Below are 14328 nucleotides of genomic sequence, written 5' to 3'. Positions count from 1 at the left end.
TCGCGGCCAATCCCATCACTCGTTCGGGTGGCCTTGCTTCAGGTCCGGCGTGGACGCCTCGCGCGGATGCGAACGTAGCGTTCGCAGAGGAGGCTGCCGACGATCCGGGGATGACTCATGGTGGCAGGGCTGAGCGCGGCATCGATCACCGTGAGCCTGCGGAACGCGAACGGCGGCCTGGTCGAGAACCGGGAGTAGACCGCGTCATCGGTCGACGGGCTTGCGGCAGCGGCACCCTGGCGGACCTTCCGCTGGTATGGGGGTCAGCGGCACTATTCGGGTACTTACTGGTCCGCCACGACGTGCGACCACATCATCTACGAGTCGCGCCTGAACTGGCGCGGCTCCTCTTCGCTGATTTCGAGCCGTCCGTCCGTTCCATCGTGACCCAGCCCTTTCTGCTCAAGGCCGAGGTGGACGGCGTTGTCCGCAAGCACATCCCGGACTACCTCCTGGTTACCGACGACGGGCCCGTGGTCGTGGATGTGAAGCCACTGCATCGGTTGTCCAAGTCGGAGGTGGCTTTCACATTCGACTGGACCCGTGAGGCTGTGGAGGTTCGTGGTTGGAGGTACGAGGTCTGGAGCGATCCACCTTCGGTTGAGCTGGAGGACGTCCGGTTCCTGTCGGGCTACCCCAGGGACTGGCTGTTCGGTCGTGAGCTCGTCGACGAGCTCCGAAGCGCTCAGCTCGACGGAGTCTCCTTGCGTCGTGCTGCGGGCAGCTTTCCCGAATATCCGGAGGAGCAAGTCCAGGCCGCGATCTATCACTTGCTGTGGACACAAGAGTTCACGATTGATCTCGACCGACCGTTCAGCCCGGCGCACATGCTGAGGAGGGCGGCGTGAGCAGGGCAGGGGCGCGGGTTGGCGTCGGTACACACTTCCGCTACGACGGGAGACCGTCGAGGTGGTCGAGATGGCCGCCACCACGGCTGGCAACGAGGTCGTCCTCAAGGACCACCACGGCAGGATCCTGCGGCTGTCTTTGCGGGAACTGTTGTTCTCCGACCGAGCCACCCTTATCCCGAGGGATCTGGACCGTCCTCGGACGATGCCGAGGAAATCGCCTAGGTGCTGCTGGGGCAGTTGGACGAGGACGACAGGCGGCAGCTCCTGGAGCGGGCCGAGCACGTTCGGGAGCTTCTCACCGGATATCGGTCCGGCACTGCTGAAGTCGCGAGTGAAGGCGAACCGCAGGATCCGTACACGCCGACGCTGACGCTGGAGGCACGCTATGCGGCGAAGGCTGCGGAACTCGGAGTCACCGATCGCACCATCCGACGATGGCTGCCATCGCACACTCCCCGACCTCGCACGCGAGAAGGGCATGAGCACTTCGAACATGGCGCGCTGGGCCAAGACCCACAGCATCCCCCTGCGACCACGCGGAAGCGCCAGCCACAACCAGGCACTCCGAGCCGCCGACGAGGCCGACCGAGCATCGCGCATCCTCCGGCCCGCGCTCACCGGCCGAGGCACCGACGAACGCCTGAGCCGATTCGCCGCCGCGTCCGCCCACCCCAGCCTCAGCGCGGCGGCAGCAGCCCTCGGTCTCAACACCTTCACCCTCGTCGCACAGATCAACCGGATCGAACGAGAACTCGGTGGACCACTCCTGATCCGGGCGGAACGCAGAAGGCCCATGACGCTCACTCCCCTGGGGAAGAAGGTGCTCAAGGCCATTCGAAAGATGCAGGACAACACGATGCCCTGAGACACAGCATGATCATTCAGGGTCGGCAATGCGCCGAACCACCCCGTCGAACTCGCCTGATGCCACCAGCCCGGCAATCACGCGCACCATGCTGCCGATGCCGGGATTCCGCACGATCAGCCCGTCCGCGCAGAAGAAGCACTGCCCGGAGACCGCCTCTCCGCTCGCCTCCCAGCTCCGCATGAGCCGATCCACCTCGGCGAGAGCGAAGATCGTGGAACTCCAGCGCGACGTCGGCAAGATGAACCTCGGCATCGACGTTGCAGACCTCCTCGATCGCCTCGTCCGGTTCCACGAGGAAGAGCCCCTGGAAGCCGGCGGCCCGAACCCGGTAGTAGGGAGCCTCCCAGGCGGCATCAGAAGCCCGACCCTCAGACGCCGGGCCCGCCTGTTGCGGCATCGACGCCGTCACTGAAGCTCCTCACCCGGCGGTATGAAGGCGTCGGCGCTGTCGGCGTCCTCCACATGCCCCTGAGCATCGACCGTGATGGCAGTCGCCCGGCCCTGCGAAGTGATCAACCAGGCCAGCACCTGCTCCGTGAGAGGTGATCCACCCGGCCCTTCATCCGTCCAGTGTGCCCGCCATCCCCCACCGGGTATCGCGGCAACGACCTGATCGGCCCGCTCCAAGTGGGAGAAGTCCACGTAGTCCGTGACCTGGCGCAATGCCCCTCGCTGCGGGTCGACCACCAAGGCTGCCCCGGTTGCGGGATCCCATCCCTCCACACGCACCATGCGACCGATCTCGGTCTCAGTGCCATTGAAGATGGCGGTCCATCCGGTCTGATTGAAGTATCGGAGTTGCATGGCGTCATGATCCCGGAGATCCGGCGACCTGCTCGACCTCCGTGTCGTGGAAGCCGTGGTTATCAAGAAACCGGCAGGCCGGTGATGCTGATGACAAAGACCCGACGGACTGTGGAAGCGGACCCAGACATTCCTGTAGGGCTCACGGAGCTTGTGACCGACCGGCCAGCCGGGCCAGCGTTGCTGCCACAGATCCGTCAGAAGCACCCGCACATCTCCAGTCAGTGGAGCCGCGACTGGCTCCCCAAGCAGGGGAGGCCGCCGAGTAGGCGGGAAAGAGCGCGGTCAGTGGATTGATGCTTTTCTATGCTGGTGCCCACGTTCACTCGTTGGGGGACTCCGTTGCCAGTGGGATACCGCACCGCCAGCAGTCGTTCGCGTGGTCGTCCTGGCAGACGTAGCCGATGGCACCATCCACGCACCATTCGGCGGCCTCCTCGGACAGCAGGTCGGGCCCGGCAAGGAGCAGCCGACGAAATTCCGTGGTGTCCGCAATGTCGGCCGGCCGGTTGGTGAACCACTCGTCGAACCAAGGCTTGTCCCGGTGTATGTGCCAGTGCGCATTCTCCCGGTCGTCGACAGCCGTAAGGAACCGATCGACGACGCGCCCCCAACTCGGAGCTCCGAACCAGCCGTTGTCGAACGCGCAGAAGGATTCGATCAGGGTTCGCAGGCCGAACTCCTTCTCGCGAAGGCAGTAGCTTCGCCCCCATGAGATCGCGACCTGTGCCATCTCCGCGAGTTCTTCTCGCGGATCAACCTCATGCGCCGGGTCGTCAGCGTTGTGGCAGGACAGCCCGAGCTCGAGCACGGACTGCCCTGTCGGTAGAACCCGAGACGGGTTGACGATCGCGAGACCGACAGCGATCCAGTCGACATGGTCGAACGACAGCATCGAGCGCACGAGTCGGGTGGTTGCCACGTTGATCCGCATCATCGTGCCGTCGTGGAGCGGACTCATACCGGCATGCCAGTTCTCGACGGGTGTGTTGCGCCACACGGCGAGCGTGATGCGGGTGGCAGCGAGCCACAGCAGGGCGTCGTCGTCGAGGTGCCCGAACCGCTTGGCACACTCCTGGGCGCCGTAGGTGATCAACTCTTCCGGTTTCGGCCACCTGTGGCTGTCGGGCCCTTCAGGCGCGTACTCGTAGTCGTCGGCGTACTCGTCGAGGATCGCGCTCAACTCGGCTGCGCTGTAAGCCTCGCTGTACTCGGAGCCGTCCGGCTCCTCGACGGTGTACATGTCGTGGTCCCAGGAGACGTACACGTCGCCCCAGAGCACGACGTCATCGCACTCGCTGGCGTTGTCCGTCACAACCGGCCTGATGGTGATCGGGGCAGTACGCCCGTCGGTTCGCTCGCCGTCCTTCTTGGCGGCCCATGCGGTGATGATCCCGAGCGGCTTCGGAAGGAGAGGGCCGACCTCGGTGATGCTGAACGGCTCGTCGTCGTCATCGGTGTCGAACCGGCTGTTGACGAACGCGACCGCCTCGGAGGGCGTGCTGACGATGGACTGGGTACCACTCTGGTTGTCAACCACTCGCCACAACGGGCTGTTCTTCACGATGCTCTCCGATCGCGGTGAATGTACCCGGGGCGGGTGCGATGCACCGGGTCGCTCGATACTGACTCCGATTAGGTACTCAAAGGGGCCGGGCTGACAGGCTGCACTCGTGGCTCTTAACGATGCCTGGACGCCGGTTGGGTCGAAACCACCCCCGAGCAGACCAGGGAGGCTGCCGTTTTCCGGTGCTGGCGGCCTCGGGACCGGCCCCTTCTCGCCGCACTCTAAGCGCAGGGTCTGACAATTCAGACCGGGCAGCACTTTCATGTGGTCGACAATGAGCGCATGGACGTCCTTGAGTTGCTCGAAGCAGCTTCCCTGCTGGTTCCGGAAGAGGCCGCCACCGAGAACGACATCACGGTGCGAGACATCTGGGACTACCTCGTCCACGACGAGTGGGAGATCGCCCTGGTCCTGCTGGAGGAGCTCGGGGACGCTCGCTCGCTCCCTCTGGCGTTCTGGGAGCAACTCGCCGAAGCGGCTGAGGAGCTCCAGCTGGAGCGGAGCGCGACGTGGTGCCATTGGCGATGCTCCGAGATCCGCAACGGTGTGATCCGGGCGGATCTGACGCTCCGCCCTGCTGCCGAGGCGCGACGCACGACGCCAATCTCCGGCGGCGGTGTTCTGCGGCCCATGTGGGACATCGGACGCCTCTCACCCACCGGCGGACGTGCGGTCAGCATCGCTGGGCTCTGGGTTGAGAACATGCCCATGCTGGAGCCTGGTGGGCGAGCCACGGTTCGCCTTGTGCCCCTCACTCCCTCCCACTGGACGCACGTCCAGCCCGGCCAGCAGATCACCATGCACGAGGACCGAACCGTGGCATGAGCCGCTGGTGCACGTATCTCCGTACGTGGTGGTGCACCCAGGCCGGGTATGCGGACAGGCGGTGCAGTCTGCTGGACAATCTGAGGAAATGACACCGATCTGAGACAGCCGTCGGCCGACATCGCCTGAGACTGAAGAGGGATGTCAAGGTCACAGCGTCGGCACATGACATCGAAAGCGAGAACCTACACAGGCTGGTTCCCCGCGCTGGTCACGGCGGTGGTTCCGTCAGCTCGGTTGGAAGAACGCCAGCATCTGTTGAGCCGCGTCGGGCGACATCAGCATGGCGTGGATGCGTGCGCACTGTCGGGCGATGGCGCCGGTGCGGTCGAACATCTCGTGTTCGTACTCCTTGACTGCGGCGGGGTAGTCGTCCGGGTGTGCGGCGAGGGCGAGAGCGAGCAGGGCGCCGTCGAGCAGGGCCATGTTGGCGCCTTCTCCGGTCGGTGGCATCAGGTGCGCGGCGTCGCCGATCAGGGTGACGTCCGGTGCCGACGGCCAGGTAAGGCCCACCGGGAGCATGGTGATCGACCGCGGCACGACCATGTCGTCGCAGGCCGCGATCAGCGCGGTGAACCGTGCGTCCCAGCCGGGGAGCAGGTCGATCAGCCGCGCCCGGGCGGCGGCCGGGTCGTCGAACGGGATGCCGCTGGTGGCGAACCAGTCCTCGCCGGTGTGGTAGAAGCTGATGCCGATGCGGACCCGGCCGTCGCCGTTGCGCTGTGCGGCCAGGGACACCCCGTCGCCGAGCACCCAGTAGTTGCCGCGTCCCACCATCGCCGCGAGGTCGGGGTGGGTGCGGTCGATGTCGGGGATGCCGATCTCGACGACGTTCTGGCCGATGTGCACCGGGCGGGTGTCGGTGAGCAGCGGACGGACCCGGGACCGCGCACCGTCCGCGCCGACCAGCAGGTCGTACGGCGCGCTGCCGCCGTCGGCGAAGCGCAGCAGGCCGTCGTCGGCGGAGGTGACCGCGTGCCCCCAGCGCACCATGCCCTCGGGGAGGGAATCCAGCAGCAGGTCGCGCAGATCGGCGCGGTCGACCTCGGGACGGTCGAGCGGGGCGTCGTCGGGCGTGTCCTCCTGGAGCAGCAGGGTGCCGTCCGGTTCGAGGAGCCGCATGTCCTGGCCCTCGCCACGGGCGATCGCGTGGAACCCGTCGATCAGACCGGCCTCGCGCAGCGCCCGCTGGCCCGAGTGGATGTCGAGCATGCCGCCCTGACCGCGCGCGGCGCGTGACGCTTCCCGTTCGTACACTACGGATTCCATGCCGTTCACGTGCAGCACACGGGCGAGCGCCAGGCCGCCGAGCCCGGCTCCGACGATGGCGATGGTCATGGTTGCCTCCCCTTCGATACACCGTACTGATCGATACACTGTATCGCTCGATGCGTTGTAATGTTGGCGGCATGTTGGTGTGGGAGCGGCCGGAGCCGCCGAATCGACCCGTTCCGACCCCGCTGAGCCGGGAACGGATCGTGCGGGCGGCGATCCAGCTGGCCGACGCGGACGGCCTGGAGGCGGTGTCGCTGCGCAAGGTCGCCGCCGTACTGGGCGTCGGCCCGATGCGGCTGTACGGCTACATCGACAGCAAGGAGGAGCTGCTCGACCTGATGGTCGACGCGATGTACGCCGAGATCCGTCCGGTCGGAGACGACTGGCGGGCCATGCTGCGCTCCCTCGCCGAAACCACCCGGCAGACCGCTCACGAGCACGAATGGCTCGCCGATCTGCTCGGCGGACGACCGCAGCTCGGGCCGCACGCGCTGGCCAACGGGGAGACCGTGGTGGCCGCGCTGGGCGACCTCGGCGTGGACGCCGCCATGCCGGTGGTCGCCTCGGTTAACGCGTACGTCATCGGCGCCGTGCGCCGTGAGATCGCCGAGCGGCGGGCCGAGCGGGCCAGCGGCATGGACGAGAAGCACTGGCAGGCCGCGCTCGGGCCCTATCTGCGCCGGACCTTCGCCACCGGCCGGTTCCCCGCCCTGGCCACGGTGGTGCGCGATGCCGCCCACCTGGACGCCGACGCCACCTTCCGGCTCGGCCTCGACTTCCTGCTCGACGGCATCGAGGCCCGCGTCTCCAGATGACGCGCGGCCCGCCGAGCGGGACCGGATCAAAGAACTCGACGTGCCGCCCTTCAGCGGATGGACTGGGCGCATGACGACATCTCATGAAGAACTGCTGCCGGGAACGCGACGGGCGCTGTTGCACCGGATCGCCGTCGCGCAGACCGAGGGGCGGGCGCCGTCGCTGGTGGCCGCGGTGGTGCGGGGCGGCCGGGTCGTGTGGCAGGGGGCGCGGTCCTCGGTGGAGGGGCACGAGCCGGACGGGGACGTGCAGTACCGGATCGGCTCCCTCACCAAGACGTTCACCGCCGTCCTGGTGATGCGGCTGCGGGACGAGGGGCTGCTGGACCTCGGCGACCCGCTGGAGAAGCATCTGCCGGGCACCGGCGCCGGGGAGGCCACCGTCGCCGAACTACTCGCCCACACCGCGGGGTTGGCGGCCGAGTCACCCGGGCCCTGGTGGGAGCGGACGCCGGGCTCGCTGCGTCCCGAGCTGAGCGACGTGCTCGGCGAGCACCCCTCGCCGCACCCGGTCGGCCGGCGCTTCCACTACTCCAACCCCGGCTACACCCTGCTCGGCGCGCTGGTGGAGGAGTTGCGCGGCGCCCCCTGGGAGCAGGTGCTGCGCGAGGAGATCCTCGAACCGCTCGGCCTGCACCGCACCACCGTCCAGCCCCAAGCCCCGCACGCGGGCGGCTGGGCGGTGCATCCCTGGGCGGACGCGCTGCTGCCCGAGCCGCTGGAGGACCTGGGCCGGATGGCACCGGCCGGACAGCTCTGGTCGACCACCGGCGACCTCGCCCGGTTCGCCGTCTTCCTGGCCGAGGGGGACGACCGGGTGCTGAGCGCGGAGTCGGTCCGGGAGATGCGGACGCCCGCCGCACCCGCCGAGCCCGCGGAGCTGGCGGACGGCTCCGCCTACGGCCTCGGGATGCAGCTCCAGCACCGGGACGGCAGGCTCCTCGTCGGCCACTCCGGCTCGCTCCCGGGCTTCGTGGCGAACCTCGTCATCAGCGTGGACGACGACGTCGCGGCGGTCGTGCTGGCCAACGCCACGAGCGGCCCGCTGGTCGGTGCGGTGGGCGCCGATCTCGTCCGCATCGTCGCCGAGGCCGAACCGCGCATCCCGGAGCCCTGGCGCCCGCTGCCCGAAGTCGATCCGGAAGTCCTTGAGTTGGCCGGGCAGTGGTACTGGGGGACACATGCCTTCGGCCTGCGGGTGTCCGCCGACGGACTCGTGCTCGGCCCGCTCTCGGGGACCGGCCGCCGTGCGCGGTTCCGCCCGAACGGCGACGGTACCTGGACCGGCCTGGAGGGCTACTACGCCGGTGAGGTGCTGCGCGCCGTACGGCGTCCGGACGGGACGCCGAGCCATCTCGACGTGGGCTCGTTCGTGTTCACCCGGCAGCCGTACGACCCGGAGGCGCCGGTGCCGGGTGGTGTGGATTCGCGCGGCTGGCGGGGGAGCGAGCAGGCTTAGACGCGACGGCAGTTGAGGGATTCGGCCCTGTTTCACGTGAAACAGGGCCCAATCGCCGTGTGAGGAGGACTCCGCGGTACGCGGGCGCTCAGAGGCTCAGCTTGAAGCCCTCGTGCGAGGCCGTGAACCCGAGGCGCTCGTAGAAGCGGTGCGCGTCGGTGCGGGTCTTGTCGGAGGTCAGCTGCACCAGGGTGCAGTCGAGTTCACGGGCCCGCTCGACGGCCCAGCGGATGAGTTCGCTGCCCAGTCCGCTGCCGCGCTGGTCCGCGTGGACACGGACGGCCTCGATGAGCGCCCGTGCCGCGCCCTTGCGGGAGAGCCCGGGGATGACCGTGAGGTGCAGGGTGCCGATCACGCGTCCGTCCAGGACGGCGACGACCAGGTGCTGGTTCGGGTCGCCGTCCAGGCGCGCGAACGCGGCGTAGTAGGGCGTCAGATCGTCGGGGGATTCGCGCTGGGCGCCGAGGGGGTCGTCGGCCAGCAGGGCGACGATCGCCGGGATGTCGTCCGGTCCGGCCCGCCGTATGTCCGTCTGTTCCATGATCCCTGACCCTAGGCGGGCGCGTGCAGGGACTCCACCGCCTTGACCAGGGGCGCCAGTTCGGGCTTCAGGGCGGCTGCGTCCAGCGCCTCGCGCAGGGCGGCGTCGTTGGTGGGACGCGCCTGCTCCAGCAGGGCCAGGCCCGCTTCGGTGACGTTCGTGTAGATGCCCCGGCGGTCGGTGGGGCACAGATAGCGCTCCAGTAGGCCCCGGTCCTCCAGGCGGGTCACCAGGCGCGTGGTGGCGCTCTGGCTGAGCACGACCGCGTCGGCCACCTGCTTCATCTGGAGATGGCCGCCCTCGCCGTCGTGCTGGCGGCTGAGCACGTCGAGCAGGGAGTACTCGCGCACGCTCAGCTCGTGCCGCGCCTGGAGGGCGCGCTCGATGTGCGCCTCGATCCTCCCGTGCAGCAGCGACAGCGCGCACCAGCTCTGAGCCAGGGCGGTGAGTGCGGGGTCCGTCGCGGTCATGGGCGTTCTCCTCCGTCCCGAGCGGCCGGGTTCCAGGGTAGAGCATCACCCGCAATATCCAGCGATTGCATTTAACCCGCGCCTGCAATTATTGTTGAAGCGCGCAAAGCGCTCCTGCAATCGTCTGGGAAGGTGTACCCCCCCTCATGCCTCTCGCGCTTCTGGCCCTCGCGATCGGGGCCTTCGGAATCGGGACGACCGAGTTCGTGATCATGGGCTTGCTGCCCCAGGTCGCGGGCGACTTCGGGGTCTCCATCCCCACGGCGGGCCTGCTCGTGACCGGCTACGCCCTCGGCGTGGTGATCGGCGCCCCGCTGATGACCGTCCTCGGCACCAAGGTCTCGCGCAAGCGGATGCTGATGATCCTCATGGGCCTGTTCATCGCCGGGAACCTGCTCTCCGCCGTGGCCCCGGTGTTCGGGCTCATGCTCGCCGGGCGCGTGGTGGCGTCCCTCGCCCACGGTGCCTTCTTCGGCATCGGCTCGGTCGTCGCCGCCGACCTGGTGGCCCCGGACAAGAAGGCCGGCGCCATCTCGATGATGTTCACCGGCCTCACCGTCGCGAACGTGGTCGGGGTGCCGCTGGGCACGCTCGTCGGCCAGCACGCCGGCTGGCGGGTGACCTTCGGCATCGTGGCCGCGCTGGGCGTGGTCGGCCTCGCCGGTGTCGCCCGGCTGGTGCCCGAGATGCCGCGCCCCGAGGGCGTGCGTCTGCGCCATGAGCTGGCCGCCTTCAAGAACACCCAGGTCCTGCTCGCCATGGCGATGACCGTCCTCGGCTTCGGCGGAGTCTTCGCGGCCGTCACCTACATCGCCCCGATGATGACCCACGTCGCCGGTTTCGCCGACGGCTCGGTGACCTGGCTGCTGGTCCTGTTCGGCCTCGGCATGGTCGGCGGCAACCTGGTCGGCGGCAAGTTCGCCGACCGCGCCCTGATGCCGATGCTGTACGTCTCGCTGGGCGTCCTGGCCGTGGTCCTCGCGCTGTTCACGCTGACCGCGCACAACAAGATCGCCGCCGCCGTGACCATCGCCCTGATCGGCGCCCTGGGCTTCGCGACCGTCCCGCCCCTGCAGAAGCGCGTGCTCGACCAGGCGCACGGCGCTCCGACCCTGGCCTCCGCCGTGAACATCGGCGCCTTCAACCTGGGCAACGCGCTCTCCGCCTGGCTCGGCGGCATGGTCATCGCGGCCGGCTTCGGCTACACCGCCCCGAACTGGGTGGGCGCCGCCCTCGCCGCCGCCGCACTGGTCCTCGCCTTCCTGTCGGCCGCCCTGGAGCGCCGTGACGGCACGACCGGCACCGTTGCCGCTCCCGACGCGGCTGTCGCGCAGCGGGCGGCCGTGCACCACTGAGCCCGCCCCTTCCCGACCCCCTGACCGCCGTCCGAGCTGGAGTCATCGCACCGTCTCCGGACCGCACGGCAGCACCTCAGAAAGATCCAAGGAGAACCCCCACCATGAGCACCACCACCATCACCCCGCTCACCACCGAGGACGCCGAACTGCTCATCGCGGCGGCGCGGAAGGCCGCCGAGGCCGCCGGGGTCACGGTCAGCGTCACCGTGCTGGACGCGGGCGGCCACCTGCTCGCCTTCCGCCGGGACGACCGGGCCGTGCTGATCTCCGGCGAGACCAGCACCCGCAAGGCCTACACGGCGCTCCAGCTGAACGCGGCCACCGCCGACCTGGTCGACGCCGTGCAGCCCGGCGCCCTCTTCCACACGCTGCCCACCGCGCTCGACCGCCCCCTGCTGTTCATCGCCGGTGGCATCCCGGTCCACCGCGACGGCCGCCTCATCGGCGCCATCGGCGTCGGCGGCGGTGCCCCCGACCAGGACCACGGCTTCGCGACCGAGGCCGTGCGCGCGCTCGACGCCTGACGAAGCCGTCACGTCGTGACGTGTGCGGGCCCCGGCTGGAGACAGCCGGGGCCCGCACACGTCGTGTGTTCAGCCCGCCGCCACCGTCAGCGGGGCGAACCGCCGCGTCCAGTCCCCCGGCAGATCGGCGATCCCACAGGTCATGACGGCGTTGACGGCCACGTGCTCCAGACCCCGTGCCATGAGCCAGGTGCGCAGTTCCTCGTGGCGCATGTCGATGTCGGTGCGCAACGGGCGCTCGGTGCGGGCCGCGAGCGAGGTGACGAGGGCCTTCGCCGTCTCCGTGTCGCGGGCGATCAGCGGCCCCACCACATGCGTGTCCATGTTGGGCCAGGCGGCGGCGTAGCCCGTGATCCGTCCCGCCTCCTCCGCCACGCGCAGCTGGTCGGCGAAGGCGGGCAGACGGGCGATGAGCGGGGTGCGGTCGGTGCCGAACACCTCCGCGTCGAGCCGGAGGATCGCGGGAAGGTCCTCGGCGGTCGCGGCGCGGGTCGGCACCGGCTCCGGCGCCCCGGACGGGACGAAGTCGCCCCTGAACATGTCGGCGTGCCCCACGACCTTGAAGCCCAGCTCCTCGTAGAGCGGTCGGCCCATGGGCGTGGCGTGCAGGGTCAGCGGTGTGGCGCCTGCGGCTGCCACCACGTGCCGCAGCAGGCGCCGCCCCACGCCTCGGCGGGCATGACGCTCGGCCACCAGGACCATCCCGAGGGCACCGAGATCCGGGCGTCCCTCCGGGCCGTACTCGGTGACGACACAGGCGGCCACGAGACCGCCCTCGGGGTCGTCGATGCCGTATCCCCGCCCAGCGGTCAGCAGCAGGCCCCACTTGTGTTCCTCGCGCGGCCACTGCCGGTTCTCGGAGAGGTCGGCGCACGCGGTCAGGTCGCGCAGGGTCAGGCAGCGGATGGGCAGAGTGGCGAGAGGAGGCGTCGGCACGCAGGTCAGGGTGTCGGATCAGGCGGGCAGCGTCCACCGGTTTAGGGAAAGCCTCGTCGGCCCTCACGCGTCCGAGCGACCGAGGCGTATGACTGTTTCACGTGAAACACGGACCCTTGGGCGGTAGCGGATCAAATCCATTGCTCTGTCCGCCACTTGAGGAACGAACAGCCTAACCGGACGAAGAGTCCGAAGAACCGCTTTTTCGGGTACACCGTCGCGGTGTCCGAGCCCGGTGGAAGGCTGCGGAACGAGTGCTGTGGGTCGGTCCGCCCCGCCGGGGACAGGCACGCTTCCCTGTCGGGAGAGCGTCCGCCGACCGTGGATGTTCGAGGCGAGGGCACACCATGGACGCTCCGGCCTTCACGTCGGGGGAGAACGGGACACCGGGCGACGAGCAGGGGCGCCGACCAGCGGAACCCGCCCCGGAGGCATCCCCGGACGCGCTCCTCGTCCGCCGCACGCTGGCCGAGATCGCACCCGTCGCCGACAAGGTCACCTCGTACTTCTACGCGCTCCTCTTCGTCCGCCATCCCGAGCTGCGCCCGCTGTTCCCGCCCGCGATGGACACCCAGCGGGACCGCCTGCTGCGGGCGCTGCTCACCGCCGCCGAGCACATCGACGACCCACCCGTCCTCGTCGGCTATCTGCGCAACCTGGGCCGTGGGCACCGCAAGTACGGGACGGTGGACGCCCATTACCCCGCCGTGGGCGCCTGCCTCATCGGCGCCCTGAGCGCGTATGCCGTCCGGACCTGGACCCCGCAGACCGAGGCGGCCTGGTCACGCGTCTACGCCACCCTCTCCCAGGTGATGATCTCCGCCGCCGCGAAGGACGCGCTCGACGCCCCGCCCTGGTGGGGAGCCGAGATCGTCGCGCACGATCTGAGGACCCCGGACGTCGCGGTCCTCACCCTGCGCCCCGACCAGCCCTACCCCTTCCGCGCGGGGCAGTACACGAGCGTCGAGACGCCCTGGTGGCCTCGCGTCTGGCGGCACTACTCCTTCGCCTCCGCGCCCCGCGCCGACGGCCTGCTCACCTTCCATGTGCGGGCCGTCCCGGCGGGCTGGGTGTCCAACGCGCTGGTGCATCGCGCCCGCCCCGGAGACGCCGTACGCCTCGGCCCGCCGGTCGGCTCGATGACCGTCGACCACACCGGCGACGGCGGCCTGCTCTGCCTGGGCGGCGGCACCGGCATCGCTCCCATCAAGGCCCTGGTCGAGGAGATCGCCGGACACGGTGCGCGCCGCCCCGTCGACGTGTTCTACGGCGCCCGCGCCGACCGCGATCTGTACGACATGGACACGCTGCTGCGGCTCCGGGCGAGCCATCCATGGATCTCGGTGCGGCCCGTCATCGACTGGCAGGACCGCCGCCGGCTGCCCGACGCCGTCCGGGCGGGCGGACCCTGGCACGGCTATGACGCCTACCTCGCGGGACCGCCCGGCATGATCCGCAGCGCAGTCGCCGCCCTCCGTGCCCTCGGCGTCCCGGACGTCCGCATACGGCACGACCCGGTGGAGGACATGCTCGGCGTCGGCTTCTGAGCGGCTAGCCGAGGTCGGGCGCGTGCATGGCGCGTACGCCCTCGATGTTGCCGTCCAGGTAGTGGCGCAGGGACAACGGGACCAGATGCACGGAGGCGATGCCGACCCGGGTGAACGGGATGCGGACGATCTCGTACTCACCGGCCGGTGCCTCGACTTCGGGGCCGTGGCGCAGGGAGGTGTCCATGGACTCCAGGCGGCAGACGAAGAAGTGCTGCACCTTCACTCCGGTCGCGCCGCCGTCCTCACCGATGTGCTCCACGGTGTCCACGAAGCAGGGGACCACGTCGGTGATCTTGGCGCCGAGTTCCTCGTACACCTCGCGGTGCAGGGCGTCCACGACGGTCGGGTCGGCGGGCTCGACCCCGCCACCGGGAGTGACCCAGTAGGGATCGACTCCGGGTTTGGTGCGCTTGATCAGGATCAGGTCGTCACCGTCCAGGAGAACGGCTCGGGCGGTGCGCTTGACCACGGGTCGGACGGTCATG

Annotated in this window: 16 protein-coding genes; 8 read left to right on the top strand and 8 right to left on the bottom strand. The window is 69.4% G+C overall.

Annotated elements, in window-relative coordinates; all coding sequences use genetic code 11:
• Positions 1 to 383: 383 nt before the first annotated feature.
• A complete protein-coding gene (locus B079_RS0119920) occupies positions 384 to 848 on the top strand; it encodes a TnsA-like heteromeric transposase endonuclease subunit (protein ID WP_018547599.1) in 465 nt (154 codons plus the stop codon).
• Between the two features lie 481 nt (positions 849 to 1329).
• Entirely contained in the window at positions 1330 to 1716 is a 387-nt protein-coding gene (locus B079_RS0119915) for a LysR family transcriptional regulator (protein ID WP_234016824.1), read from the top strand.
• A 12-nt stretch (positions 1717 to 1728) separates the two neighbouring features.
• Here B079_RS0119915 and B079_RS36455 read toward each other — a convergent pair whose 3' ends face one another.
• The 3 genes from B079_RS36455 to B079_RS0119900 form a co-directional block, all read right to left on the bottom strand.
• Complete coding sequence (locus B079_RS36455) at positions 1729 to 1971, bottom strand: hypothetical protein (protein ID WP_018547597.1); 243 nt, start codon at positions 1969 to 1971, stop codon at positions 1729 to 1731.
• 153 nt (positions 1972 to 2124) lie between these two features.
• Positions 2125 to 2523, bottom strand: coding sequence for a hypothetical protein (locus B079_RS0119905; protein WP_018547596.1), 399 nt, complete (start codon positions 2521 to 2523; stop codon positions 2125 to 2127).
• 322 nt (positions 2524 to 2845) lie between these two features.
• The gene (locus tag B079_RS0119900; RefSeq protein WP_234016823.1) at positions 2846 to 4087 is read right to left on the bottom strand and encodes a hypothetical protein; all 1242 of its coding nucleotides are present in this window, start codon (positions 4085 to 4087) and stop codon (positions 2846 to 2848) included.
• Positions 4088 to 4372: 285 nt separating this feature from the next.
• On the opposite strand from B079_RS0119900, the gene B079_RS0119895 reads away from it, so the two are divergent.
• On the top strand, positions 4373 to 4915 hold the full coding sequence (locus B079_RS0119895) for a hypothetical protein (protein WP_018547594.1): 543 nt from the start codon (positions 4373 to 4375) through the stop codon (positions 4913 to 4915).
• 228 nt (positions 4916 to 5143) lie between these two features.
• Here the strand turns inward: B079_RS0119895 and B079_RS0119890 are convergent, their stop codons facing one another.
• Positions 5144 to 6253: an FAD-dependent oxidoreductase gene (locus B079_RS0119890; RefSeq protein ID WP_018547593.1), complete on the bottom strand. Its 1110-nt coding sequence runs from the start codon at positions 6251 to 6253 to the stop codon at positions 5144 to 5146.
• A 71-nt stretch (positions 6254 to 6324) separates the two neighbouring features.
• Here B079_RS0119890 and B079_RS0119885 point away from each other — a divergent pair, with 71 nt between their 5' ends.
• Together B079_RS0119885 and B079_RS0119880 are read left to right on the top strand one after the other, a co-directional pair.
• Positions 6325 to 7005 (top strand): TetR/AcrR family transcriptional regulator, encoded by a 681-nt coding sequence (locus tag B079_RS0119885; protein WP_026248870.1) that lies wholly within the window; start codon positions 6325 to 6327, stop codon positions 7003 to 7005.
• Positions 7006 to 7075: 70 nt separating this feature from the next.
• Complete coding sequence (locus B079_RS0119880) at positions 7076 to 8464, top strand: serine hydrolase domain-containing protein (protein WP_026248869.1); 1389 nt, start codon at positions 7076 to 7078, stop codon at positions 8462 to 8464.
• Positions 8465 to 8552: 88 nt separating this feature from the next.
• Here the strand turns inward: B079_RS0119880 and B079_RS0119875 are convergent, their stop codons facing one another.
• Together B079_RS0119875 and B079_RS0119870 are read right to left on the bottom strand one after the other, a co-directional pair.
• Positions 8553 to 9005: a GNAT family N-acetyltransferase gene (locus tag B079_RS0119875; RefSeq protein WP_018547590.1), complete on the bottom strand. Its 453-nt coding sequence runs from the start codon at positions 9003 to 9005 to the stop codon at positions 8553 to 8555.
• 11 nt (positions 9006 to 9016) lie between these two features.
• Positions 9017 to 9475, bottom strand: coding sequence for a MarR family winged helix-turn-helix transcriptional regulator (locus B079_RS0119870; RefSeq protein ID WP_018547589.1), 459 nt, complete (start codon positions 9473 to 9475; stop codon positions 9017 to 9019).
• Between the two features lie 146 nt (positions 9476 to 9621).
• Here B079_RS0119870 and B079_RS0119865 point away from each other — a divergent pair, with 146 nt between their 5' ends.
• Together B079_RS0119865 and B079_RS0119860 are read left to right on the top strand one after the other, a co-directional pair.
• Complete coding sequence (locus B079_RS0119865; RefSeq protein ID WP_018547588.1) at positions 9622 to 10830, top strand: MFS transporter; 1209 nt, start codon at positions 9622 to 9624, stop codon at positions 10828 to 10830.
• A gap of 104 nt (positions 10831 to 10934) precedes the next feature.
• Positions 10935 to 11357, top strand: coding sequence for a GlcG/HbpS family heme-binding protein (locus B079_RS0119860; RefSeq protein WP_018547587.1), 423 nt, complete (start codon positions 10935 to 10937; stop codon positions 11355 to 11357).
• Between the two features lie 69 nt (positions 11358 to 11426).
• On the opposite strand, the gene B079_RS0119855 is transcribed toward B079_RS0119860, so the two are convergent.
• Positions 11427 to 12293, bottom strand: a complete 867-nt coding sequence (locus B079_RS0119855; RefSeq protein WP_018547586.1) for a GNAT family N-acetyltransferase — start codon at positions 12291 to 12293, stop codon at positions 11427 to 11429.
• Between the two features lie 347 nt (positions 12294 to 12640).
• On the opposite strand from B079_RS0119855, the gene B079_RS0119850 reads away from it, so the two are divergent.
• Positions 12641 to 13840 (top strand): globin domain-containing protein, encoded by a 1200-nt coding sequence (locus tag B079_RS0119850; RefSeq protein ID WP_018547585.1) that lies wholly within the window; start codon positions 12641 to 12643, stop codon positions 13838 to 13840.
• Between the two features lie 4 nt (positions 13841 to 13844).
• On the opposite strand, the gene B079_RS0119845 is transcribed toward B079_RS0119850, so the two are convergent.
• The gene (locus tag B079_RS0119845; protein WP_018547584.1) at positions 13845 to 14327 is read right to left on the bottom strand and encodes an NUDIX domain-containing protein; all 483 of its coding nucleotides are present in this window, start codon (positions 14325 to 14327) and stop codon (positions 13845 to 13847) included.
• Position 14328 lies beyond the last annotated feature (1 nt).

It is taken from the genome of Streptomyces sp. LaPpAH-108 (genome assembly GCF_000373625.1).
GTDB lineage: Bacteria > Actinomycetota > Actinomycetes > Streptomycetales > Streptomycetaceae > Streptomyces.
The sequence above is the reverse complement of the archived record's forward strand: the minus strand, read 5'-3'. Positions and strand labels throughout refer to the sequence as shown.

What these genes read in the sequence shown, in the direction of transcription:
- B079_RS0119895 (WP_018547594.1), top strand. Translation starts at nt 4,373, where the DNA reads ATGGACGTCCTTGAGTTGCTCGAAGCAGCTTCCCTGCTGGTTCCGGAA.
- B079_RS0119880 (WP_026248869.1), top strand. Translation starts at nt 7,076, where the DNA reads ATGACGACATCTCATGAAGAACTGCTGCCGGGAACGCGACGGGCGCTG.
- B079_RS0119915 (WP_234016824.1), top strand. Translation starts at nt 1,330, where the DNA reads ATGAGCACTTCGAACATGGCGCGCTGGGCCAAGACCCACAGCATCCCC.
- B079_RS0119850 (WP_018547585.1), top strand. Translation starts at nt 12,641, where the DNA reads ATGGACGCTCCGGCCTTCACGTCGGGGGAGAACGGGACACCGGGCGAC.
- B079_RS0119885 (WP_026248870.1), top strand. Translation starts at nt 6,325, where the DNA reads ATGTTGGTGTGGGAGCGGCCGGAGCCGCCGAATCGACCCGTTCCGACC.
- B079_RS0119845 (WP_018547584.1), bottom strand. Translation starts at nt 14,327, where the DNA reads ATGACCGTCCGACCCGTGGTCAAGCGCACCGCCCGAGCCGTTCTCCTG.
- B079_RS0119875 (WP_018547590.1), bottom strand. Translation starts at nt 9,005, where the DNA reads ATGGAACAGACGGACATACGGCGGGCCGGACCGGACGACATCCCGGCG.
- B079_RS0119870 (WP_018547589.1), bottom strand. Translation starts at nt 9,475, where the DNA reads ATGACCGCGACGGACCCCGCACTCACCGCCCTGGCTCAGAGCTGGTGC.
- B079_RS0119890 (WP_018547593.1), bottom strand. Translation starts at nt 6,253, where the DNA reads ATGACCATCGCCATCGTCGGAGCCGGGCTCGGCGGCCTGGCGCTCGCC.
- B079_RS0119860 (WP_018547587.1), top strand. Translation starts at nt 10,935, where the DNA reads ATGAGCACCACCACCATCACCCCGCTCACCACCGAGGACGCCGAACTG.
- B079_RS36455 (WP_018547597.1), bottom strand. Translation starts at nt 1,971, where the DNA reads ATGCCGAGGTTCATCTTGCCGACGTCGCGCTGGAGTTCCACGATCTTC.
- B079_RS0119865 (WP_018547588.1), top strand. Translation starts at nt 9,622, where the DNA reads ATGCCTCTCGCGCTTCTGGCCCTCGCGATCGGGGCCTTCGGAATCGGG.
- B079_RS0119905 (WP_018547596.1), bottom strand. Translation starts at nt 2,523, where the DNA reads ATGCAACTCCGATACTTCAATCAGACCGGATGGACCGCCATCTTCAAT.